20 protein-coding genes are annotated in these 23,936 nt (G+C 60.0%); 12 read left to right on the plus strand and 8 right to left on the minus strand.

What is annotated here, in order from left to right; all coding sequences use genetic code 11:
- Nucleotides 1-151 precede the first annotated feature (151 nt).
- The 6 genes from ACMGGW_RS22465 (at nucleotide 152) to recG (ending at nucleotide 6,843) form a co-directional block, all read left to right on the plus strand.
- Complete coding sequence (locus ACMGGW_RS22465; protein WP_025304704.1) at nucleotides 152-769, plus strand: trimeric intracellular cation channel family protein; 618 nt, start codon at nucleotides 152-154, stop codon at nucleotides 767-769.
- Nucleotides 770-980: 211 nt separating this feature from the next.
- On the plus strand, nucleotides 981-1,604 hold the full coding sequence (gene gmk / locus ACMGGW_RS22470) for a guanylate kinase (RefSeq protein ID WP_164068503.1): 624 nt from the start codon (nucleotides 981-983) through the stop codon (nucleotides 1,602-1,604).
- 54 nt (nucleotides 1,605-1,658) lie between these two features.
- The gene (gene rpoZ / locus ACMGGW_RS22475) at nucleotides 1,659-1,934 is read left to right on the plus strand and encodes a DNA-directed RNA polymerase subunit omega (protein WP_004931221.1); all 276 of its coding nucleotides are present in this window, start codon (nucleotides 1,659-1,661) and stop codon (nucleotides 1,932-1,934) included.
- An 18-nt stretch (nucleotides 1,935-1,952) separates the two neighbouring features.
- A complete protein-coding gene (gene spoT, locus ACMGGW_RS22480; RefSeq protein ID WP_015379445.1) occupies nucleotides 1,953-4,064 on the plus strand; it encodes a bifunctional GTP diphosphokinase/guanosine-3',5'-bis pyrophosphate 3'-pyrophosphohydrolase in 2,112 nt (703 codons plus the stop codon).
- A 5-nt stretch (nucleotides 4,065-4,069) separates the two neighbouring features.
- Nucleotides 4,070-4,765: a tRNA (guanosine(18)-2'-O)-methyltransferase TrmH gene (trmH, locus tag ACMGGW_RS22485; RefSeq protein ID WP_033639122.1), complete on the plus strand. Its 696-nt coding sequence runs from the start codon at nucleotides 4,070-4,072 to the stop codon at nucleotides 4,763-4,765.
- A complete protein-coding gene (gene recG / locus ACMGGW_RS22490; RefSeq protein WP_043141057.1) occupies nucleotides 4,762-6,843 on the plus strand; it encodes an ATP-dependent DNA helicase RecG in 2,082 nt (693 codons plus the stop codon). The genes trmH and recG overlap by 4 nt, the downstream gene beginning before the upstream one ends.
- Nucleotides 6,844-6,885: 42 nt before the next feature.
- On the opposite strand, the gene gltS is transcribed toward recG, so the two are convergent.
- Nucleotides 6,886-8,097: a sodium/glutamate symporter gene (gltS, locus tag ACMGGW_RS22495; protein ID WP_025304708.1), complete on the minus strand. Its 1,212-nt coding sequence runs from the start codon at nucleotides 8,095-8,097 to the stop codon at nucleotides 6,886-6,888.
- A 240-nt stretch (nucleotides 8,098-8,337) separates the two neighbouring features.
- Between gltS and ACMGGW_RS22500 the strand changes: the two genes are divergently transcribed.
- Nucleotides 8,338-9,738, plus strand: a complete 1,401-nt coding sequence (locus ACMGGW_RS22500) for a solute carrier family 23 protein (RefSeq protein ID WP_197832634.1) — start codon at nucleotides 8,338-8,340, stop codon at nucleotides 9,736-9,738.
- Nucleotides 9,739-9,866: 128 nt separating this feature from the next.
- Nucleotides 9,867-11,528 (plus strand): AsmA family protein, encoded by a 1,662-nt coding sequence (locus ACMGGW_RS22505; RefSeq protein ID WP_049295009.1) that lies wholly within the window; start codon nucleotides 9,867-9,869, stop codon nucleotides 11,526-11,528.
- A 38-nt stretch (nucleotides 11,529-11,566) separates the two neighbouring features.
- Here ACMGGW_RS22505 and fabY read toward each other — a convergent pair whose 3' ends face one another.
- From fabY to typA, 5 genes are all read right to left on the minus strand, one after another.
- Nucleotides 11,567-12,514 carry a fatty acid biosynthesis protein FabY gene (gene fabY / locus ACMGGW_RS22510; RefSeq protein ID WP_025304711.1) on the minus strand — a complete coding sequence of 316 codons (948 nt, stop codon included), beginning with the start codon at nucleotides 12,512-12,514 and terminating at the stop codon, nucleotides 11,567-11,569.
- A gap of 21 nt (nucleotides 12,515-12,535) precedes the next feature.
- Nucleotides 12,536-12,973 carry a D-aminoacyl-tRNA deacylase gene (gene dtd / locus ACMGGW_RS22515; protein WP_025304712.1) on the minus strand — a complete coding sequence of 146 codons (438 nt, stop codon included), beginning with the start codon at nucleotides 12,971-12,973 and terminating at the stop codon, nucleotides 12,536-12,538.
- Nucleotides 12,970-13,863: a virulence factor BrkB family protein gene (locus tag ACMGGW_RS22520; protein WP_025304713.1), complete on the minus strand. Its 894-nt coding sequence runs from the start codon at nucleotides 13,861-13,863 to the stop codon at nucleotides 12,970-12,972. Before ACMGGW_RS22520 ends, dtd begins: the two co-directional genes overlap by 4 nt.
- 51 nt (nucleotides 13,864-13,914) lie before the next feature.
- Nucleotides 13,915-14,505: a glucose-1-phosphatase gene (gene yihX / locus ACMGGW_RS22525; protein ID WP_025304714.1), complete on the minus strand. Its 591-nt coding sequence runs from the start codon at nucleotides 14,503-14,505 to the stop codon at nucleotides 13,915-13,917.
- Nucleotides 14,506-14,670: 165 nt separating this feature from the next.
- The gene (gene typA, locus ACMGGW_RS22530; RefSeq protein WP_004931243.1) at nucleotides 14,671-16,494 is read right to left on the minus strand and encodes a ribosome-dependent GTPase TypA; all 1,824 of its coding nucleotides are present in this window, start codon (nucleotides 16,492-16,494) and stop codon (nucleotides 14,671-14,673) included.
- Nucleotides 16,495-16,864: 370 nt separating this feature from the next.
- Between typA and glnA the strand changes: the two genes are divergently transcribed.
- The 4 genes from glnA (at nucleotide 16,865) to ACMGGW_RS22550 (ending at nucleotide 21,174) form a co-directional block, all read left to right on the plus strand.
- Nucleotides 16,865-18,274: a glutamate--ammonia ligase gene (gene glnA / locus ACMGGW_RS22535; protein ID WP_025304715.1), complete on the plus strand. Its 1,410-nt coding sequence runs from the start codon at nucleotides 16,865-16,867 to the stop codon at nucleotides 18,272-18,274.
- 193 nt (nucleotides 18,275-18,467) lie between these two features.
- Complete coding sequence (gene glnL, locus ACMGGW_RS22540; protein WP_004931246.1) at nucleotides 18,468-19,517, plus strand: nitrogen regulation protein NR(II); 1,050 nt, start codon at nucleotides 18,468-18,470, stop codon at nucleotides 19,515-19,517.
- A gap of 8 nt (nucleotides 19,518-19,525) precedes the next feature.
- A complete protein-coding gene (gene glnG / locus ACMGGW_RS22545) occupies nucleotides 19,526-20,938 on the plus strand; it encodes a nitrogen regulation protein NR(I) (RefSeq protein ID WP_025304716.1) in 1,413 nt (470 codons plus the stop codon).
- Between the two features lie 113 nt (nucleotides 20,939-21,051).
- A complete protein-coding gene (locus tag ACMGGW_RS22550; protein WP_015379453.1) occupies nucleotides 21,052-21,174 on the plus strand; it encodes a YshB family small membrane protein in 123 nt (40 codons plus the stop codon).
- A 34-nt stretch (nucleotides 21,175-21,208) separates the two neighbouring features.
- Here the strand turns inward: ACMGGW_RS22550 and hemN are convergent, their stop codons facing one another.
- Nucleotides 21,209-22,582 carry an oxygen-independent coproporphyrinogen III oxidase gene (gene hemN / locus ACMGGW_RS22555; RefSeq protein WP_197832633.1) on the minus strand — a complete coding sequence of 458 codons (1,374 nt, stop codon included), beginning with the start codon at nucleotides 22,580-22,582 and terminating at the stop codon, nucleotides 21,209-21,211.
- Nucleotides 22,583-22,764: 182 nt separating this feature from the next.
- Nucleotides 22,765-23,304, minus strand: a complete 540-nt coding sequence (gene yihI, locus ACMGGW_RS22560) for a Der GTPase-activating protein YihI (RefSeq protein ID WP_072008264.1) — start codon at nucleotides 23,302-23,304, stop codon at nucleotides 22,765-22,767.
- Nucleotides 23,305-23,936: the final 632 nt, after the last annotated feature.

A 23,936-nucleotide genomic window follows, 5' to 3' on the forward strand; every position in this document is an offset into this window, starting at 1 on the left:
AATAAAAGCTGTTTATCGGCAATAAAAACGGATTTTGGATTAGCTATATTAATCCGAAACACCATCGGTGAAAAAAACTCAGTGGCGCGCGTCCTCGGCGGCGATTACCCTGCCGGCCATCATTCTGAGGCAAGTACGCTGTGAACCCCTTATGTTACTGAGCATCCTTTATATCATCGGCATCACCGCCGAAGCCATGACCGGCGCGCTGGCCGCCGGCCGCCGTCAAATGGACATGTTCGGCGTGATCATCATCGCCTCTGTCACCGCAATCGGCGGCGGGTCGGTGCGCGATATGTTGCTCGGGCATTTTCCGTTGGGCTGGGTCAAACACCCGGAATACATCGTCATCGTCGCGATAGCGGCGATCGTCACCACCTGGGTGGCTCCTCTGATGCGCCATCTGCGCCGCCTGTTCCTGGTGCTCGACGCCGTCGGCCTGATCGTCTTCTCCATCATCGGCGCGCAGGTGGCCCTGGATATGGGGCACAGCGCCATTATCGCCGCCATCGCCGCGGTGATCACCGGCGTCTTCGGCGGGGTGCTGCGCGATATGTTCTGCAACCGCATCCCGCTGGTTTTCCAGAAAGAGATCTACGCCGGCATCTCCTTCAGCGCCGCCTGGCTGTATATCGGCCTGCAGCACCTCAGCCTGCCGCACAATCTGGTGGTGATCCTCACCTTGGTCGCCGGCCTGAGCGCGCGTCTTATCGCCCTGCGCTTCCGCCTCGGCCTGCCGGTGTTCAACTACCAGCATCCGGATCACTGATCTCGGGGCGGCAACGCGCCGCCGCCGAGGCCAAAACTGCAAAAATGTCGCCCTTCGGCGCGCAAATTCGCCCTTTCGACGCTTTTTCCACGCAAAGCCGCGGGCAAAATGCGAGCTAACGCTGCACCCGGCGCGTTAGCCGTGTATACTGTGCGGAGAAAATACACATCCGCTGTTTTTGGCATATCAACCGTTATCAACGAACATCATCATGGCTCAAGGCACGCTTTATATTGTCTCTGCTCCCAGTGGCGCAGGTAAATCAAGTCTGATTCAGGCTTTGTTAAAGACGCAACCGCTGTACGACACGCAGGTTTCGGTTTCGCACACCACGCGCGACAGTCGCCCGGGTGAAAATCACGGCGAGCATTATTTCTTCGTCTCGAAAGACGAATTCCGCCGGATGATCGAGCAGGACGCGTTTCTTGAGCACGCCGAAGTGTTCGGCAACTATTACGGCACTTCGCGCGCCGCCATCGAACAAGTCTTGTCGACCGGCGTGGATGTGTTTCTGGATATCGACTGGCAGGGCGCGCAGCAAATCCGCGCCAAAATGCCGCAGGCGCGCAGCATCTTCATTCTGCCGCCGTCGAAGGAAGAACTGGGCCGCCGCCTGCGCGGGCGCGGGCAGGATTCCGACGAGGTGATCGCCAAACGCATGGCTCAGGCCGTGGCGGAAATGACGCATTACGCGGAGTACGATTACCTGATCGTGAACGATGATTTCGATCTGGCGCTGTCCGATCTGAAGACCATCATTCGCGCCGAACGCCTGCGTTTGGGCCGCCAGTTGCTGCGGCATGACGCTTTAATCAGCAAACTATTGGCAGACTGAAGGCAGTTTCAGTATCATGCCCAGTCTTTTCGTCACCTGTGGAGTAGCACAAATATGGCACGCGTAACTGTTCAAGACGCTGTAGAGAAAATTGGTAACCGTTTTGACCTGGTGTTGGTCGCTGCTCGTCGGGCGCGTCAGATCCAGACCGGCGGCAAAGATGCACTGGTTCCGGAAGAGAACGACAAGTACACCGTTATCGCCCTGCGCGAAATCGAAGAAGGCCTGATCACCAGCCAGATCCTCGACGTGCGTGAGCGCCAGGAACAGCAAGAGCAGGAAGCCGCAGAGATTCAAGCGGTTACCGCGATTGCTGAAGGTCGTCGTTAATTAGACTGCGAGTCCGCCTTGTACCTGTTTGAAAGCCTGAATCTGCTGATTCAACGTTACCTGCCCGAGGAGCAGATTAAGCGCCTCAAACAGGCATACCTCGTCGCGCGCGACGCGCACGAGGGCCAGACACGCTCCAGCGGTGAGCCCTACATTACTCACCCGGTCGCCGTGGCCTGCATCCTGGCGGAAATGCGTCTCGATCACGAGACGCTGATGGCGGCGTTGCTGCACGACGTCATCGAAGATACCCCAGCCACCTATCAAGATATGGAACAGCTGTTCGGCAAGAGCGTCGCCGAACTGGTTGAGGGCGTCTCCAAGCTCGACAAGCTGAAGTTCCAGGACAAGAAAGAAGCGCAGGCGGAAAACTTCCGCAAGATGATCATGGCGATGGTGCAGGATATCCGCGTCGTGCTGATCAAGCTGGCCGACCGTACGCACAACATGCGCACCCTCGGTTCGCTGCGCCCCGACAAACGCCGGCGCATCGCGCGTGAAACCCTGGAAATCTACAGCCCCCTCGCCCACCGTCTGGGTATTCATCACCTGAAAACCGAGCTGGAAGAGCTGGGCTTCGAGGCGCTGTACCCAAACCGTTATCGCGTGATCAAGGAAGTGGTGAAAGCCGCGCGCGGCAACCGCAAAGAGATGATTCAAAAAATCCTCTCCGAGATCGAAGGGCGGCTGACCGAGGCCGGCATCGCCTGCCGCGTCAGCGGAAGGGAAAAACACCTCTACTCCATCTACCTCAAGATGCACCTGAAAGAACAGCGTTTCCATTCCATCATGGATATCTACGCGTTCCGGGTGATCGTGAAAGAGGTCGATACCTGCTACCGCGTACTCGGCCAGGTGCACAGCCTGTATAAACCGCGCCCAGGGCGGGTGAAAGATTACATCGCCATTCCCAAGGCCAACGGCTATCAATCGCTCCATACCTCGCTGATCGGCCCGCACGGCGTACCGGTCGAAGTGCAGATCCGCACCGAAGACATGGACCAGATGGCTGAGATGGGGGTGGCCGCGCACTGGGCTTACAAGGAAAGAGAACAGGGCGAAACCGGCACCACGGCGCAGATCCGCGCCCAACGCTGGATGCAAAGCCTGCTGGAGCTGCAGCAAAGCGCTGGCAGTTCGTTTGAATTTATCGAGAGCGTCAAATCCGATCTGTTCCCGGATGAGATTTACGTTTTCACCCCGGAAGGCCGCATCGTCGAGCTGCCCGCCGGCGCCACGCCGGTCGACTTCGCCTATGCGGTGCATACCGATATCGGCCATGCCTGCGTCGGCGCGCGCGTCGATCGTCAGCCATACCCGCTGTCACAGTCGCTGACCAGCGGCCAGACCGTCGAGATCATCACCGCACCGGGCGCGCGGCCCAACGCCGCCTGGCTGAACTTCGTGGTCAGCTCGAAAGCACGTGCCAAAATTCGCCAGATGTTGAAGAACCTCAAGCGCGACGACTCCGTCGGCCTCGGCCGCCGACTGCTCAACCATGCGTTGGGCGGCAGCCGCAAGCTGGCCGAAATCCCGCAGGAAAACATTCAGCACGAGCTGGACCGCATGAAGCTGGCGACGCTGGACGATCTGCTGGCGGAAATCGGCCTCGGCAACGCCATGAGCGTGGTGGTGGCGAAGAATCTGCAGGGCGATCAGTCCAGCCTGGGTACCACCTCCGGCGTGCGTAACCTGGCCATCAAGGGCGCCGACGGCGTGTTGATCACCTTCGCCAAGTGCTGCCGTCCGATTCCGGGCGACCCGATTATCGCTCACGTCAGCCCGGGCAAAGGGCTGGTGATCCACCATGAATCTTGCCGCAATATTCGCGGCTATCAGAAAGAGCCTGAGAAGTTCATGGCGGTCGAGTGGGATAAAGAGACCGAGCAGGAGTTCATCGCCGAGATCAAGGTGGATATGTTTAACCACCAGGGCGCGCTGGCCAACCTGACGGCAGCGATCAACGCGGCCGAGTCCAATATTCAGAGCCTGAACACCGAAGAGAAAGACGGTCGGGTTTATAGCGCCTTTATCCGCTTGACCACCCGCGATCGCATCCATTTGGCAAACATTATGCGTAAAATCCGTATCATGCCGGATGTGATCAAAGTTAACCGCAACCGAAACTAGCGCTTATGAGTCCTGAACGCTATGCGCGGATTTGTGAAATGCTCGCGACCCGGCAGCCGGATTTGACGGTCTGCCTGGAGCAAGTGCACAAGCCGCATAACGTCTCCGCCATTATCCGCACCGCCGACGCCGTCGGCGTGCATCAGGTCCACGCCGTGTGGCCCACCACCCGCATGCGCACCCTGGTTTCCTCCGCCGCCGGCAGCAACAGCTGGGTCAGCGTTAAAACCCATCCCACCATCGGCGACGCGGTCGGTCACCTGAAAGCGCAGGGCATGCAAATTCTGGCCACCAACCTGTCTGCGCGCGCGGTCGATTTCCGCGAGGTGGACTACACCCGGCCAACCTGCGTGCTGCTCGGCCAGGAAAAAACCGGCATCACCGAAGAAGCGCTGGCGCTCGCCGATCAAGACATCGTCATTCCGATGATCGGCATGGTGCAATCGCTCAACGTCTCCGTGGCTTCGGCGCTGATCCTGTATGAGGCGCAGCGCCAGCGGCAAAACGCCGGCCTGTACCGCCGCGACAACAGCATGCTGGACGAAGAAGAGCAGCAGCGTCTGCTGTTCGAAGGCGGCTATCCGGTGCTGGCCAACGTGGCCAAACGCAAGGGGCTGCCGCGTCCGCAGATCGACGAACAGGGTCAGGTGGTCGCCAGCGCCGAATGGTGGGCGGCCATGCAGGCGACGGTGCGCAAATGAAAGGCCGCCTGCTGGATGCTGTCCCACTCACCACGCTTTCCGGGGTTGGCGCCAGCCAGGCGGGCAAACTGGCCAAGCTTGGCCTCGAGACCATTCAGGATCTGCTGCTGCACCTGCCGCTGCGCTACGAAGACCGCACCCGCCTCTATCCGATCAACGATCTGCTGCCGGGCATCTACGCCACGGTAGAAGGGGAAGTGCTGCGCAGCGACATCAGCTTCGGCCGCCGCCGCATGCTGACCTGCCAGATCAGCGACGGCACCGGCATCCTCACCATGCGCTTCTTCAACTTCAACGCCGCAATGAAGAACAGCCTGGCCACCGGCCGCCGCGTGACCGCCTACGGCGAGATCAAACGCGGCAACCACGGCGCGGAGATCATTCATCCGGAATACCGTATTCAGGGCGAAGCCAGCGAGGTCGAGCTGCAGGAGTCGCTGACGCCGGTCTACCCCACCACCGAGGGGGTGCGGCAGGCCACGCTGCGCAAGCTGACCGACCAGGCGCTGGCGCTGCTGGATACCTGCGCCATCGCCGAACTGCTGCCGCCGGAGCTGAGCGGCGGCCTGATGAGCCTGCCGCAGGCGCTGCACACCCTGCATCGCCCGCCGCCGGACATTCAGCTGGCGGATCTGGAACTGGGCAAACACCCGGCGCAAAAACGCCTGATCCTCGAAGAGCTGCTGGCGCATAACCTCAGCATGCTGGCGGTGCGCGCCGGCGCGCAGAGTTATCAGGCGCAACCGCTGCTGCCGGACGATCGGCTGAAAAACCGTTTTCTCGCACAGTTGCCGTTCTCGCCGACCGGCGCGCAAACGCGCGTGGTGGCCGACATCGAAGCCGACATGCAAAAAGACTTCCCGATGATGCGGCTGGTACAGGGCGACGTCGGTTCCGGCAAAACGCTGGTGGCGGCGCTGGCGGCGCTGCGCGCCATCGCGCACGGCAAGCAGGTGGCGCTGATGGCGCCGACCGAGCTGCTGGCCGAACAGCATGCCAACAACTTCCGCCAGTGGTTCGAACCGCTGGGGCTGCAGGTCGGCTGGCTGGCGGGCAAACAGAAAGGCAAGGCGCGCATCGCGCAGCAGGAAGCCATCGCCAGCGGCCAGGTATCGATGGTGGTCGGTACCCACGCCATCTTCCAGGAGCAGGTGCAGTTCAACGGCCTGGCGCTGGTGATCATTGATGAGCAGCACCGCTTCGGGGTGCATCAGCGGCTGGCGCTGTGGGAGAAAGGCGAAGAGCAAGGCTTCCACGCCCATCAGCTGATCATGACCGCCACGCCGATCCCGCGCACGCTGGCGATGACCGCCTATGCCGATCTCGATACCTCGGTCATCGACGAGCTGCCGCCGGGCCGCACGCCGGTGACCACCGTCGCCATTCCCGATACCCGCCGCGCCGACATCATTCAACGGGTGAAAAGCGCCTGTCTGGAAGAAGGACGGCAGGCTTACTGGGTATGTACGCTGATCGAAGAGTCCGAGCTGCTGGAAGCGCAGGCGGCGGAAGCCACCTGGGAAGAATTGAAAGCCGCGCTGCCGGAGCTGAAGGTGGCGCTGGTGCACGGCCGCATGAAAGCGCAGGAAAAGCAGGCGGTGATGCAGGCGTTTAAACAGGGCGAGCTGCAGCTGTTGGTCGCCACCACGGTGATCGAGGTCGGCGTCGACGTGCCCAACGCCAGCCTGATGATCATCGAAAACCCGGAACGGCTGGGCCTGGCGCAGCTGCACCAGCTGCGCGGCCGCGTAGGGCGCGGCGCGGTGGCTTCACACTGCGTGCTGCTGTACAAAACGCCGCTGAGCAAAACCGCGCAAACGCGCCTGCAAGTGCTGCGCGACAGCAACGACGGCTTTGTCATCGCCCAGCGCGATCTGGAGATCCGCGGCCCGGGCGAGCTGCTGGGCACCCGCCAGACCGGCAGCGCCGAATTCAAGGTGGCGGACCTGTTGCGCGACCAGGCGATGATCCCCGAAGTGCAACGCGTCGCCCGCCATCTCCATCAGCACTACCCGGAACACGCCCAGGCGCTGATCGAACGCTGGCTGCCGGAGAAGGCGCGCTACTCCAACGCATAAAAAAGGGCGCCGCAGGCGCCCTTCTCATGATGACTCGCGATATCACCCCACCGCCGGGAACACCGGCAGCAGCAGATACAGCTTGATAACGATGGCGTTGGCGATATCGATAAAGAACGCTCCCACCATCGGCACCACCAGAAACGCCAGATGCGACGGGCCGAAGCGATCGGTGATCGCCTGCATGTTGGCGATCGCCGTCGGCGTGGCACCCATGCCGAAACCGCAGTGGCCGGCGGCCAGCACCGCCGCGTCGTAGTTCTTGCCCATCACCCGGTAGGTAACAAAGATCGCGTACAGCGCCATCACCAGCGTCTGCACCGCCAGGATCGCCAGCATCGGTAACGCCAGCGAAGCCAGCTCCCACAGGCGCAGGCTCATCAACGCCATCGCCAGGAACAGCGACAGGCTGACGTTACCCAGCACCGATACCGCCCGCTCGAACACGGTATAGAAACCGGTGAAGGCCAGCGTGTTGCTGAGGATCACCCCGACGAACAGCACGCAAACGAAGTTAGGCAGCTCAAACACCGTGCCGTTCAGCAGGCCGGCAATCAGCTGCCCCAGGCTCAGACAGATGGCGATCATGGCGATGGTTTCGATCATCACCAGCGAGGTGATCAGGCGGCCGCTTTCCGGCTTCTCGAAACCGCTCGGCTGCACGCTGTCTTCCGGCGTGCCTTCCGGCGTAGAGGAGTGTTTGACCAGATAGCGCGCCACCGGGCCGCCGATCAGGCCGCCCAGCACCAGGCCGAAGGTGGCACAGGCCATGGCGACTTCCGTCGCGTTTTCAAAGCCGTAGCGCTCGATGAACAGCTTGCTCCAGGCCGCCCCGGTGCCGTGGCCGCCCGACAGGGTGATCGACCCGGCGATCAGGCCCATCAACGGATCCAACCCCAGCATTTTCGCCATGCCGATGCCGATGGCGTTCTGCACCAACAGCAGCCCCAGCACCACGAACAGGAATACCATCAGCGCCTTGCCGCCGGCGCGCAACCGCGCCAGGTTGGCATTCAGCCCGATAGTGGCGAAAAAGGCCAGCATCAGCGGATCCTTCAGCGACATGTCAAAGCTGATTTCCCAGTTGGCGAACTTTTTCAGGGCTAACAACAGAAGGGCCACCAGCAAACCGCCGGCGACGGGGGCAGGAATGGTATATTTTCGCAGCAGAGGAATGCTTCTGACGCACTTGCCCCCGAGGAGCAAAACCAGCGTCGCGGCGACTAACGTGCCATAAGTATCAAGATGAAACATCCAGGTACTCCATGTAAGGGAAAAGATCCAAATAAAAATAATAAGTTATAGAAAACCACTGAGTTTTTAAACTTGATGAGTCCAGGATTAGAAGTAAAAAACGCTAAGATGACAAGAAAAAATGAATGAAAATGCGACATAAACAGGAAAGTTGACAATATAATATTTAGGCGCAACCGTTTGCTTTTGCGGGGCGGCGCATTAAAATGCCTGCTTTGCCGTATCTGGAAACGCCACACCATGAGCATGTCATCCTCCGAGCTTGATGCCACACGCCAAGCCGCCTCTGAACCCCGCGCCAGTGAACTGATTTATCGCCTCGAAGACCGCCCGCCGCTGCCGCAAACGCTGTTTGCCGCCGGCCAGCATCTGTTGGCGATGTTCGTTGCGGTGATCACTCCGGCGCTGCTGATCTGCCAGGCGCTGGGCCTGCCGGCGCAGGATACCCAGCACATCATCAGCATGTCGCTGTTCGCCTCCGGCCTGGCTTCCATTCTGCAAATCAAAACCTGGGGGCCGGTGGGTTCCGGGCTACTGTCGATTCAGGGCACCAGCTTCAACTTCGTTTCGCCGCTGATCATGGGCGGTCTGGCGCTGAAAAACGGCGGCGCCGACGTGCCGACCATGATGGCCGCGCTGTTCGGCACCCTGATGGTCGCTTCTTGCACCGAAATTTTGCTGTCGCGCGTGCTGCATCTGGCGCGCCGCATCATCACCCCGCTGGTTTCCGGCATCGTGGTGATGATCATTGGCCTGTCGCTGATTCAGGTCGGTTTGACCTCGATCGGCGGCGGTTATGCCGCGATGAACGATCACAGCTTCGGCTCACCGAAAAACCTGCTGCTGGCCGGCGCGGTGCTGGCGGTCATCATCCTGCTGAACCGCCAGCGCAACCCTTACCTGCGCGTCGCTTCATTGGTGATCGCCATGGCGGTCGGCTATCTGTTGGCCTGGGCGATGGACATGCTGCCCGCCGACGCTCCGGCGGCACCCACGGCGGCGATCACTATTCCCACGCCGCTCTATTACGGCCTGGGCTTCGACTGGAACCTGCTGCTGCCGCTGATGCTGATCTTTATGGTCACCTCGCTGGAAACCATCGGCGACATCACCGCCACCTCTGATGTCTCCGAACAGCCGGTCAGCGGGCCGCTGTACATGAAGCGTCTAAAAGGGGGCGTACTGGCCAACGGCCTGAACTCGATGCTGTCGGCGGTGTTCAATACCTTCCCCAACTCCTGCTTCGGCCAGAACAACGGCGTGATCCAGCTGACCGGCGTCGCCAGCCGCTATGTCGGCTTTGTGGTGGCGCTGATGCTGATCGCGCTGGGGCTGTTCCCGGCGGTGGCCGGCTTCGTGCAGCACATCCCCGAGCCGGTACTGGGCGGCGCGACCATCGTGATGTTCGGCACCATCGCCGCCTCCGGCGTGCGCATCGTGTCGCGCGAGCGCCTGAACCGCCGCGCCATCATGATCATGGCGCTGTCGCTGGCCGTCGGCATGGGCGTCTCCCAGCAGCCGCTGATCCTGCAGTTCGCGCCGGACTGGCTGAAAACCCTGCTCTCTTCCGGCATCGCCGCCGGCGGCATTACCGCCATCGTGCTGAACCTGGTGTTCCCGCAGGAACACGAGAAAAAGTAACCCGCCCATTGGCGTTCAAACGGCCGCTTGCGGCCGTTTTTTATTGTCTATCAGACCATTGCCCTTGAGATGCCCGGCCAATTGCGGCATAAACAGGGTATCTTTTTTGACCGATGCGGATGTAGACGATGAAATTTATCGGAAAGCTGTTGCTGACGTTGCTGCTGCTGATCGTGCTGGCGGTGGTGGTGCTGTACCTGGTCGGGCAAACCCGCTGGGCGGCAGGCCGCTTGAGTGCCTGGATCAGCGACAACAGCGAATACCGCCTGTCGATAGGAAAAATCACCCATTCGTGGAGCCAACCGGACCAGATCGGTCTGGAAGACGTGCAGCTGGCGCGCAGCGGCCAGCCGCAGGCGCTGGTTGCCAAACGCGTCGATCTCGGCCTCAGCCTGCGCCAAATCACCGAGCCGCGCTATTTTCACAGCGTCACGCTGCGCGACGGCACGCTGAACGTGCAGCCACAGGCGGCGGCGTTGCCTGTACAGGCCGACGTGCTGCAGTTGAGCAACATGGCGCTGCAGTCCAACGATAACGAGTGGCAGCTCAACGCGCAGCAGGTCACTGCCGGCATCACGCCGTGGCGCCCGCTGGCCGGCCATCTGCTGGGGGACAACAACCAGTTCCAGTTCAGCGCCGGTTCGATGACGCTGAACGGCATCCCCGCCTCGAAGGTGTTAGTGCAGGGGGAGCAAAAACAGGGCCAGTTGCTGTTGAACAACTTCGGCGCCGATCTGGCGCAGGGCGACCTGACCGGCGTGGCCAGCCGCGCCACCGACGGCAGCTGGCAGGTGGATCGCCTGCGGCTGAGCGGCGTGCGCATGCAGACCCCGATGACGTTGGCGGAATTCATGCGGCGCTTCACCGCTCTGCCGCCGGTCACCCTCAAGCGTTTCGATCTGATCGATGCGCGCCTGGAAGGCAAGGCGTGGGCGGTTAACGATCTCGATTTGTCGCTGCAAAACGTCAGCGTCGAAAAAGGCGACTGGCGCAGTGAAGACGGCTCGCTCAACTTCAACGCCGGCGACGTGGTCAACGGCGGTTTCCACCTGATCGATCCGATCGCCACCCTGCGGCTCTCTTCCGCCGGCATCGCCATTCAGCAGTTCACCACCCGCTGGGAAGGCGGGCTGCTGCGCACCTCCGGCAACTGGCTGCGCGCCGGTAAACGCCTGCAGCTGGATGAAGTGGCCATGGCGGCGCTGGAGTACACCCTGCCTATCGACTGGCGCGAGCTGTGGCTGAAACCGCTGCCGGACTGGCTGGCGGAGGTGTACGTCACCAAGCTGACCACCAACCGCAATCTGATCATCGATATCAACCCGGCATTCCCGTTCCAGATCACCGCGCTGGACGGTTACGGCAGCAACCTGCTGCTGGCGCGCGACCACCAGTGGGGCATTTGGTCCGGTTCGCTAAACCTGAACGGCAGCGAGGCCACCTTCAACAAAATCGACGTGCGGCGCCCTTCGCTGGCGCTGAACGCCGACGCCAACCAGATCACCGTCACCGAGCTCAGCGCCTTTATGCCCAATGGGTTGCTGGAGGCCAAAGCGACCGTCGATCAGCTGCCGGGCAAGCCGTTCCAGCTGACGCTGCACGGCCGTTCGGTACCGATCAACACCTTGCAGCAATGGGGATGGCAGCCGGTGCCGCTGACGGGAGACGGCAACCTTGAGCTGCAGTTGAAAGGGCTGCTGAACAGCGACGGGCCGTTCAAGGCCTCATTGAAAGGCAATCTGCAGGCCACCGCCGGCGACGGCCAAGCGGTGAACCAACAACTGCCGTAATGCACTGCGCGGCCCGCCCTCAGGGCAGGGCCGCCACCCTACTCTTCCAGCGCTTCAGAGCCACCCTGATCCAGCGGCACATCCGGCTCGGCCGGCAACACCATGTAGGTGCCTTCGAATACCGCGCCCTTATCCTCGTCGCCGAACAGATGCACTTCGGCGTGCACGCGCGCGCGGCGGCCGCGCGCCAGACGCGCCAAATCGCCGCTCAGCGAGCCCAGATCCGCCACCGCACGCGGCCTGCCGGTAATCGGTTTGCTGTAGCGAATGTGCGCGTCCGCCAGAATGATGGTGCCGCCGAGATGGCGCTCGCGCAGCAGCAGCCAAATCAGCCCCCAGGCGGTCAGCGTCGCCAGCGAGAACAGGCTGCCGGCGAACAGCGTGTGGTGCGGATTCTGGTTGCCGATCTCCGGCATGGTGGTGACGAAGCGCTGGCCGGTGTATTGGCTGATGCGCACGCCCATCTTTTCGCTCAGCGGAATGTGTTCATACCAGGCCTGCTGCAATTGGCCGCACCAATCAGGGCGATGCAGGATATCGTCCAGCGTCGCCACCGGTTTGATCATTAAAAAGTGACGGATCGGGGTGGTCTGCGGCGCGGTGATCTCGCCCTGATTGACGAAGCCCAGCTTGGCGAAGAAATCCACCGCGTCTTCACGGGCACTGCACACCACCCGCTTCACGCCTTCCTGCCGTGCGACGGACTCCAGCGTTATCGCCACCAGCGTTCCCAACCCTTTATCCTGCAACGTCGGGTCTACCGCTAGAAAACGGATCGCCGCCTCGTTGTCGGCATTGATATACAGCCGCCCGATGGCGACAATTTTACCGGCCTCGTCCACCACCATTTGGTGATGGGCCATGGCGTCATAGGCATCCTTTTCCGAACCCACCGGCTGGTGCAGCGGCTTGCGCAGCATTTCCCAGCGAAACTGGTAATACTCCTTCAGTTCTTGCTCTGTTACGGGTACTCGTAGGTGATACATAGACGCCTGTTCTCCGAATGCTTAGACCTGTAGCCAGAATGTCACCGGACCATCGTTGACCAGCGCCACCTGCATGTCGGCGGCGAACTCGCCGGTCTGGGTCTCTACGCCGCGTTCACGGCATTGGCCTACAAAATATTGATACAACCGATCGGCTTCCTGCGGCGCGGCGCCGCGCGAAAAGCTGGGCCGCATGCCCTTCTGGGTGTCCGCCGCCAGGGTGAACTGCGAAACGACCAGCACGCTGCCCCCGGCCTGCTGGACGTTGAGATTCATCTTGTCGTTTTCGTCGCCGAAAATGCGGTATCCCAACACGCGTTCGCACAGGCGCTGCGCTTTTTGCTCGTTATCGCCCTGCTCCACGCCCAATAACACTAACAAACCGGGGCCAATCTTGCCTACTGTCTCGCCACCCACCGTGACGCTGGCGTTTAACACCCGTTGAATCAACGCAATCATTCCTGCTGCCCTTCTGGTTTTTGTTCCTGTTGCTCCGCCTTCTGCCGACGGTAGTCGCGGTATTCGCCGATGGTCACGGTGATTTCCGCACCGAGTAACACGATACACCAGCTCCAATAGACCCACAGGAATAAAATCGGGATCACCGCCAGCACGCCGTAAATCAGCTGATAGGAGGGGAACATGGTGACGTACAGCGCGAATCCCTTCTTGCCCAGTTCGAACAGCAATCCGGCCACCACCGCGCCAATCAGTGCATCTTTGGGCGGCACGCGCACCGTCGGCACGATGCAATACAGCAGCCAGAAGGAGATGCACGACAAAATCAGCGGGAAGATGCGCAGCACCTGATCCACCAGGCCATTGACGCCGGTCTGCGCCAACCAGTTGAGCGACAGCAGGTAAGAACTGATGGCCATGCTGGCGCCCACCAGCAGCGGCCCCAGCGTCAGCACCATCCAGTACACGGCGAAGGAGAAGACGATCGGCCGCTTGTTCTTGCTGCGCCAGATAGTGTTCAGCACGCTGTCCACCGAGGAAATCAACAGCAGCGCGGTAACGATCAGCCCGCAGGTGCCGACGGCGGTCATCTTGTTGGAATTGGCGACGAACTGTTCCAGGTAGTTCTGGATCACATTGCCGGCGGCCGGCACGAAATTGGAAAAGATAAAGCTCTTCAGCTGTTCGCTGATGTCGGAAAACATCGGGAAAGCGGCGAACAGGGCGAACACCACGGTGACCAGCGGCACCAGCGACAGCAGGGAAACGTAGGCGAGATGGCCCGCCAACATCGTCAGGCCATCGTGGTCGATGCGTTGGTACAGGAGCCGTCCGAAGGTGACGCTTGGCTTAATCGCAGAGGGTAGCTTCTTGCGGCGGAAAAACGACATGGTCACTCCTTGATGTCCGTTGATACGCCTTAAGCTTAACGCGCCCTGTGCTCATTGAGCAAAATAGGCCGGCACCACGTCGCGATCGGTGACGTGCACAGTCTTGATCCCCAGCGCCTGCGCGGCGAGGACGTTCGCCGGGTGATCGTCAAAGAACACCGCGTCGGCGGCAGCGGTGTTTTCCGCGGCCAGCACATGCTGGTAGATGTTGGCTTCCGGTTTGCGCATGCCGAGATCTTGCGACAAATAGAGATGATCGGCGGCGGCAGCCACTTCAGGGTAATGCTGCGGCCAGTAGTTGCAGTGCAGACGGTTGGTGTTCGACAGCACCACCACCCGGTGACCTTCGTTGCGCAGGCGCTGCATGATGTCGATCACCTCCGGGCGCAGCGCGACGAATACCGCCTGCCAACCGGTGGCGAACTGCTCAAAGCTGAGCGCGATGCCCATTTCATCGCACAGTTTGCCGGCGAAGTCTTCATCGCTGATTTCACCGCGCTCATGCTGCTGGAACACCTCACCCATGGTGAAACGATCGGACAGCACCGCCAACGGCGTGCCGCTCAAATTGCTCCACACGCCCAGCACACGCTTGAAATCGATATCGACGATCACATTACCTAAATCAAAGATATACAGCATAGTCCTCTCCTATGGGCCGGTGAGATTTCACTGTAGCGGGAAAAGGAACAGCTGAACAGGGAGCGAACGGAAAAGCGCATAGCGCGCCGCACAAACGGGGAACAACAGAGGAAAAAACTCAGGGCGCGAGAACCGCGCCCTAAGCAGGGGACACTCAATCAGCGATTAAGCGTCTTTAGGACCGCGGCTGGCACGCTTACGATCGTTTTCCGTCAGGTGACGCTTACGGATACGGATCGAGGTTGGCGTCACTTCTACCAGTTCGTCGTCATCGATGAACTCCAGAGCTTGCTCCAGGGTCATTTTGATGGCCGGAACCAGGGTAGTCGCTTCGTCAGTACCGGAAGCACGCATGTTGGTCAGCTTCTTACCGGTCAGGCAGTTTACGGTCAAGTCGTTGGAACGTGAGTGAATACCGATGATCTGGCCTTCATACACTTCCGCACCGTGGCCCAGGAACAGCTTGCCGCGATCCTGCAGGCCGAACAGCGCGAACGCGACCGCTTTGCCCTGGCCGTTGGAAATCAGCACGCCGTTCTGACGCTGGCCCACTTCGCCCGGACGCACGTCGTCGTAGTGGCTGAAGGTGGAGTACAGCAGACCGGTACCCGAAGTCATGGTCATGAATTCGTTACGGAAGCCGATCAGACCGCGGCTTGGGATCACGTAGTCGAGACGTACGCGGCCCTTACCGTCCGGATCCATGTTTTTCAGGTCAGCTTTACGCTCGCCCATCGCCTGCATCACGGAACCCTGATGCTGCTCTTCGATATCCAGCGTTACGTTCTCGAATGGCTCCTGCTTGCGGCCATCGATTTCGCGGAAGATAACTTTCGGACGGGAAACCGCCAGCTCGAAACCTTCACGGCGCATGTTTTCGATCAGCACCGACAGGTGCAGCTCGCCACGGCCGGAGACGCGGAAGGCGTCCGCATCGTCGGTTTCTTCAACGCGCAGCGCCACGTTGTGCACCAGCTCTTTGTTCAGACGGTCAAGGATCTGACGCGACGTCACGTACTTACCTTCTTTACCGCAGAACGGCGAGGTGTTGACGTTGAAGAACATGGTGACGGTCGGTTCGTCGACAGACAGCGCCGGCAGCGCTTCTACGGCATTGGTGTCGCAGATGGTGTCGGAGATGTTCAGCTCGCCCAGGCCGGTGATGGCGATGATGTCGCCCGCTTCCGCCAGGGTGCTGTCGATACGCTCCAGACCCAGGTGACCCAGCACTTTACCCACTTTACCGTTGCGAGTTTTACCTTCGCTGTCGATGATGGTGACCTGCTGGTTCGGCTTCACTTTACCGCGCTTGATGCGGCCGATGCCGATAACGCCCAGGTAGTTGTTGTAGTCCAACTGGGAGATCTGCATCTGGAATGGCGCTTCCAGCTCAACCTGCGGCGCAGACACGTGGTCGACGATCGCCTGATACAGCGGGGTCATGTCTTCCGCCATGTCGGTGTGATCGACGCCGGCGATGCCGTTCAGCGCAGAAGCGTAGATGATCGGGAAGTCGAGCTGCTCGTCGGTCGCGTCGAGGTTCACGAACAGGTCGAACACCTGATCCACAACCCAGTCAGGGCGCGCGCCAGGGCGGTCAACCTTGTTGATGACCACGATCGGCTTCAGACCGTTGGCGAAGGCCTTCTTGGTCACGAAGCGGGTTTGCGGCATAGGGCCATCCATTGCATCCACAACCAGCAGCACCGAGTCAACCATCGACATCACGCGCTCTACCTCACCGCCGAAGTCGGCGTGTCCTGGGGTATCCACGATGTTGATACGGTAACCATTCCAATTAATGGCGGTGTTTTTTGCGAGGATGGTAATCCCACGCTCTTTCTCCAAATCGTTGGAGTCCATTACGCGTTCGGTGGCTTCCGCACGCTCTCCGAAAGTACCGGATTGTTGCAGCAGCTTGTCAACCAGGGTGGTTTTACCATGGTCAACGTGGGCAATAATGGCGATGTTACGCAAATTTTCGATCACAGCTTTGCCTCGGGCATTAGAAATAGCGCGCTATTGTACACGTATTAAGCGAGGGACTAAACAAGATCACAACCATCTCTTATAAACAACCGCGTACCGGTCAGTTTGTGATCCCTTTCACGGTGCAAAAAGCCGCAATCGTTGCACTTTTGCACCATTTCGGTGCCCACGCTCACCCCAATTGCACCATGACGGTGCAATTTATCGCTGATGGTGCATACTGTGGCTGGGTAAAACCCGCGCAGAAAGGCGATGAAAGCCTTTTTAAAAAGTTGGCACGCTTTTCGCTTTAGTCTTTTCAAGGCGAAAAAAAGCCAGTTCCACAGATTCGTTCCACGACGACGACAATGATAAACCGGGAGAGTTAAGTATGTCCGCTGAACACGTTTTGACGATGCTGAATGAGCATGAAGTGAAATTCGTAGACCTGCGTTTCACTGACACCAAGGGTAAGGAACAGCACGTGACTATCCCGGCTCATCAGGTAAACGCCGACTTCTTCGAAGAAGGCAAAATGTTTGACGGCTCCTCTATCGGTGGTTGGAAGGGCATCAACGAATCTGACATGGTACTGATGCCGGATGCCAGCACGGCGGTTCTGGATCCGTTCTTCGAAGAACCAACGCTGATCATTCGCTGCGACATTCTCGAGCCGGGCACCATGCAAGGCTACGATCGCGACCCGCGTTCCATCTCCAAACGCGCCGAAGATTTCCTGCGCTCCTCCGGCATCGCGGACACCGTCCTGTTCGGGCCAGAGCCTGAATTCTTCCTGTTCGACGACATTCGCTTCGGCAGCAGCATCCGCGGTTCCCACGTGGCCATCGACGACATCGAAGGCGCCTGGAACTCCGGCACAAAATACGACGGCGGCAACAAAGGCCACCGTCCGGCGGTGAAAGGCGGTTACTTCCCGGTTCCACCGGTCGACTCTTCGCAGGATCTGCGTTCCACCATGTGTTTGACCATGGAAGAGATGGGCCTGGTGGTTGAAGCGCACCACCACGAAGTGGCGACCGCCGGTCAGAACGAAGTGGCAACCCGCTTCAACACCATGACCAAGAAAGCCGACGAAATTCAGATCTACAAATACGTGGTGCATAACGTGGCGCACGCCTTCGGTAAAACCGCGACCTTCATGCCGAAGCCTATGTTCGGTGACAACGGTTCCGGCATGCACTGCCACATGTCGCTGTCCAAGAACGGCACCAACCTGTTCGCCGGCGACAAATACGGCGGCCTGTCTGAAACCGCGCTGTTCTACATCGGCGGCATCATCAAGCACGCCAAGGCGATCAACGCGCTGGCCAACCCGACCACCAACTCGTACAAACGTCTGGTGCCGGGCTACGAAGCGCCGGTGATGCTGGCTTACTCCGCCCGTAACCGCTCCGCGTCCATCCGTATCCCGGTGGTCGCCAGCCCGAAAGCGCGCCGCATCGAAGCCCGCTTCCCGGATCCGGCGGCTAACCCATACCTGTGCTTCGCCGCACTGCTGATGGCCGGCCTGGACGGCATCATCAACAAGATCCACCCTGGCGACGCCATGGACAAAAACCTGTACGACCTGCCGCCGGAAGAAGAAGCCGAGATCCCAAAAGTGGCCGGCTCGCTGGACGAGGCGATGGCCGCACTGAACGAAGACCGCGAGTTCCTGACCCGCGGCGGCGTGTTCACCGACGATGCGATCGATGCCTACATCGAACTGCGCAAAGAAGAGATGGACCGCGTTCGTATGACGCCACACCCGGTTGAGTTCGAACTGTACTACAGCGTCTAAGCCCTACCCGCGCCGTCTGCGCAGGCGGACGGCGCCCATATTTTTGTTATCGCTTTTTTGTTGCCGTGGAAACTTTCAGCCCATCTTCGGATGGGTTTTTTTCTCCACCGTATTTTCTGCAAAACTATTCCATACCGCGCCGATCCCGGATGGAGTAGGATAGATGCACTAAAAAGGTGCAGGAGTCTGCTGTATGGCAACTGGCAAGCTGCCCGATGCTGGGCAGATCCTCAATTCACTCATCAACAGCATCCTGCTGTTGGATGACTCTCTGGCGGTTCACTACGCCAACCCGGCGGCACAGCAGCTGCTGGCGCAAAGCTCCCGCAAGCTGTTCGGCACGCCGCTGCCCGATTTGCTCGGTTATTTTTCGCTGAACGTCTCTCTGATGCGTGAAAGCCTGCGCGCCGGGCAGGGCTTCACGGACAACGAAGTGACCCTGGTGGTCGACGGCCGCGCGCATATCCTTTCCCTGACCGCTCAGGCGCTGCCGGAAGGCTATATCCTGGTCGAGCTGGCGCCGATGGACAATCAGCGCCGCCTGAGCCAGGAACAGCTGCAACATGCCCAACAGGTGGCAGCCCGCGATCTGGTGCGCGGTTTGGCGCACGAAATTAAAAACCCGCTGGGCGGCCTGCGCGGCGCAGCGCAGCTGCTGGCCAAAGCGCTGCCCGATCCGGCGCTGACCGAATACACCAAGGTGATCATTGAGCAGGCCGATCGGCTGCGTAATCTGGTGGATCGTCTGCTCGGGCCGCAGCGGCCCGGCCAGCATATTACCCAGAGCATTCATCAGGTCGCGGAGCGCGTCTGCCAACTGGTGTCCCTGGAAATGCCGGATAACGTCACGCTGGTGCGCGACTACGATCCGAGTCTGCCGGAAATGGCTCATGACCCGGATCAGATAGAACAGGTGCTGCTGAACATCACCCGCAATGCGCTGCAGGCGCTGGGCGAGGCGGGCGGCACCATCACGCTGCGCACCCGCACCGCGTTTCAGATTACGTTGCACGGTACCCGCTACCGCCTGGCGGCACGTATCGACGTCGAAGACGACGGCCCCGGCGTGCCGGCGCAGCTGCAGGACACGCTGTTCTACCCGATGGTCAGCGGCCGTGAAGGCGGTACCGGCTTGGGATTATCCATCGCCCGCAATCTGATCGATCAGCATTGCGGAAAAATTGAATTCAACAGTTGGCCAGGTCATACCGAATTCTCGGTCTACCTGCCCATTCGTCAGTGAGGTTTGCTATGCAACGAGGGATAGTCTGGATCGTCGATGACGATAGCTCCATCCGCTGGGTGCTTGAGCGCGCGCTCACCGGCGCGGGCCTGAGCTGCGCCACCTTCGAAGGCGGCAATGACGTGCTGGAAGCCTTGGCCACGCAAACCCCCGACGTGCTGCTATCCGATATCCGCATGCCGGGTATAGACGGTCTGGCGCTGCTCAAACAGATCAAACAGCGCCATCCGATGCTGCCGGTGATTATCATGACCGCGCATTCGGATTTGGACGCCGCCGTCAGCGCCTATCAGCAAGGGGCCTTCGACTACCTGCCGAAGCCGTTCGACATCGACGAAGCAGTGGCGCTGGTCGAGCGCGCCATCAGCCATTATCAGGAGCAGCAGCAGCCGGTGCGCAGCCAGCCGGCCAGCGATCCGGCGGCGGACATCATCGGCGAAGCGCCGGCGATGCAGGACGTATTTCGCATCATCGGCCGGCTGTCGCGTTCGTCGATCAGCGTGCTGATCAACGGCGAATCCGGCACCGGCAAAGAGCTGGTGGCGCATGCGCTGCACCGCCACAGCCCGCGCGCCAAGTCGCCGTTCATCGCCCTGAACATGGCAGCCATCCCCAAAGACCTGATCGAGTCGGAGCTGTTTGGCCACGAGAAAGGCGCCTTCACCGGTGCGAACCAAATCCGTCAGGGGCGCTTTGAACAGGCCGACGGCGGCACGCTGTTCCTCGACGAGATCGGCGATATGCCGCTCGACGTGCAAACGCGCCTGCTGCGGGTGCTGGCGGACGGCCAGTTCTACCGGGTCGGCGGCTATGCGCCGGTGAAGGTCGACGTGCGCATTATCGCCGCCACGCACCAAAACCTGGAGCTGCGGGTACAGGAAGGCAAGTTCCGCGAAGACCTGTTCCATCGCCTGAACGTGATCCGCGTACACCTGCCGCCGCTGCGCGAGCGCCGGGAAGACATCCCGCGGCTGGCGCGCCACTTCCTGCAGATCGCCGCCAAAGAGTTAGGCGTCGAGGCCAAGAACCTGCATCCGGAAACCGAAACCGCGCTGACCCGCCTGCCCTGGCCGGGCAACGTGCGCCAGCTGGAGAATACCTGCCGCTGGCTGACGGTGATGGCCGCCGGGCAAGAGGTGCTGATTCAGGATCTGCCGAGCGAACTGTTCGAAACCGCCGCGCCGGAGAGCCCCAGCCACAGCCTGCCGGACAGCTGGGCCACGCTGCTGGCTCAGTGGGCCGATCGCGCGCTGCGTTCCGGTCATCAAAACCTGCTGTCGGAAGCGCAGCCGGAGATGGAGCGTACGCTGCTCACCACCGCCCTACGCCACACCCAGGGGCACAAACAGGAAGCCGCACGCCTGCTGGGCTGGGGGCGCAATACCCTGACCCGCAAGCTCAAAGAGCTGGGCATGGAATAGGAGCGTGGGTGGATGATGAAAAACGCAGTCCGGCGCACAAAAAAACGCCAACCTCAGGCTTTACAGCCGGAGCGGGCGCAGTATGATCGTGTCGCACACTCTGGAGGTTGACGATGCTGGACTCATTCATCGTGTTCATTTCTCAGGGCGCGGAGCTGGGCTCCGCCGCCAGCCACACCCCGCAGGCGGCGGTCGCCGCGGTGTTGTGCGCCGCGCTGATTAACTTCTTCAGTTAAAAAAACAGCCGCATCAGCGGCTGTTTTTTCATCCTCAGATCACCCGAGAGAACTGCTGGCTGCGCGCCTGTTGCCGCAGATAGCGGTCGAAGCACATGCAGATATTGCGGATCAGCAAGCGCCCGCGCGGCGTGACGCGAATGCCTTGCTCGTCGCGCTCCACCAGCCCATCGCGTTCAAACGGCGCCAGCAGCTGCAGGTCTTCGGCGAAGTAAGCGGTGAAATCGATGCCGTATTGCCGTTCAAGCGGCTGATACGCCAATCGGAAGTTACAGATCAGCGTTTTGATCAGATCGCGCCGCAGGCAATCGTCGTCCGTCAGCGCCAGCCCGCGCCACAGCGCGTTGCCCTTCGCCTGCACGCTGTCATAGTAACGCTTCAGCTCTTTCTGGTTCTGCGCATAGCTGTCGCCGAGCATGCTGATGGCCGACACGCCCAGCCCCAGCAGATCGCTGTCGCCCTGAGTGGTGTAGCCCTGGAAATTGCGGTGCAGCTTGCCTTCGCGCTGCGCGATCGCCAGCTCGTCGTCCGGGCGGGCAAAGTGATCCATGCCGATGAACTGATAGCCGGCGTCGGTCAGGAACGCGATGCTCTGCTGGAGGATATCCAGCTTCTGCTGCGCGCCCGGCAGATCGGCGTCTTTGATTTTGCGCTGGGCGGCGAACAAGTTCGGCATATGCGCGTAGTTGAACACGCTGAGGCGATCGGGATTCAGTTCAGCCACCCGCTGCAGCGTGAAAGCGAAGCTTTCCGGCGTCTGTTTCGGCAGGCCGTAGATCAGATCGATATTGGTCGAGCGGAAGCCCAGCGCTTTGGCCCGCTCAATCAGGGCGAAAATAAAGGCTTCGTCCTGCTCGCGATTGACCAGCTGCTGCACCTGCTTGTTGAAATCCTGCACCCCCATGCTCAGACGGTTAAAGCCTTCTGCACGTAAATGATCGAGCACATCCAGCTCTATCTCGCGCGGATCGACCTCGATCGACATCTCCGCATCGGGCAGGAAATCAAAGTGTTCGCGCAGCAACGCCACCAGCCGGCTGATTTGCGCTTTATCCAGGTAGGTCGGCGTACCGCCGCCCCAGTGCATCTGGCCGACTTTACGGCCGGCGAACAGCGGCGCACGGCTGGCGATCTCTTGCGCCAAAACGTTCAGGTATTCGTCGGCCTTGTGCGTCTGGCGCGTCACCAGCTTGTTGCAGCCGCAGAAGTAGCACAGCTTATGGCAGAAGGGGATATGCACGTACAGCGACAGCGGTCGCTCAGGATAGCGCGCAGCGGCGCGTTGAAACGCCGCTTCGTCGTAGCACTGGTTAAACTCCAGCGCCGTGGGGTATGAGGTATAACGCGGCCCTGAGTAGTTATATTTTTGGATCAGGGCCAAATCCCAGACAATCGTCTGCTCTGACATGCTCACTCCTTCCGATATCTTTTTCTACCGGGCCGGGAGAGAGGCGGTTGTCTGCGCTGTCTGGCCACGGAAGCACTGCGAAAACGCGCTTTGCGCTTAGACAGCCGCCATAGTTTACCGAATAACCACAGCAGATAACACATCAAGAGTAGGGCTATTATCGGGATTAGCCACATGGCGCGTTAAAAGGCGTCTTTCGGATTGCCGCCTTTCAGCAGCTTCAGAATATCTTCCTGCTTCTCTTCTTCTTCGTCGTCGTCTTCACCCAGTTCGATACCCAACACGTCCATCAGCACATCGATGCGATCCAGCGTTTTGTCGACATAGGTCTGCTCTTCCGCGTTCAGCGTTTCGCCGTCGTCGATGCGATCCAGCAGCGCGTTCAGGCGCTCGTCATTTTCCAGCTTCGCCAACTCTTCTTCCGGCGACAGGCGTGGTTTCGCTTCGGCCTTCGGCTTCGGCTGCGGTTTGGCCTTCACTTTGGTTTCGTCGACCACCAGCGCAACCGGCACTTTACTGCCGATACGTGGATCTTTGGCTTCTGCCGCCGATTTGTTCTTCTGACTGCCGGACTCGACCTGGGTGCGCGAACCGGAAGCGAGGCCGCGGCGCTTTTTCAAGCGTTTGCGCTCACGCGCTTCCTGATCGAGCTCCATACGGCTTTTCTTTTTCGTTTTTGACTTCGCCGCGCTGCCGCGAGGTGCTTTTGATGGCTGGTTCATAGCGTGTGCTCTTAGGTATGTAGATTCAGTATAGAATTGCGGCGGAATCTAGCAGAAAGCGGACAAAGAAAAAGGCGGCAGGTTAAACCTGCCGCCTATTTCGCACCTTCTTGCGAAGGGTATTCCTGTTACGCGCTCCTTGCGTACATGCAACATCCCGGTTTTTCCTTCTGCTATAACCGCATTCCCTGCCACTACGTCCTTCATCCTGAAAGGAAAATCGTCCATGGCGCAATCCATTCGCATCCGCTCTTCCCGAGCGCGCTTCCTGCGGGCATCCAAACTGCCGATACTTCACCATCCGATGTGCCTGCCGCCTGTTCCGGTGCGAAAGGGTCACTTCCTTTTGCGTTCATCCTGGCACTCATTGCACGCCCTGTGCATTCCCTGAGATTTGTCATCCTTCCCGGATGTTCCCTAATCCTGCGCAACCCTGCGTTAACGACTACTTTACGTTATTGTTGCGAAGGCTCAAGGCACCTGACGCCAATTTGAACGACATTTCCCTACAACGAAAAAACAACGCTTTGTTTTTAAAACAAAAACAAAAATATCACTTTCGAATAAAGCGACATTACCCGCGATTCGAATGGCAAATGTCTCACAACGCACGCGCGGCATAACTGCCGTTT

This window comes from Serratia sp. BNK-4 (assembly GCF_048685115.1).
GTDB lineage: Bacteria > Pseudomonadota > Gammaproteobacteria > Enterobacterales > Enterobacteriaceae > Serratia > Serratia bockelmannii.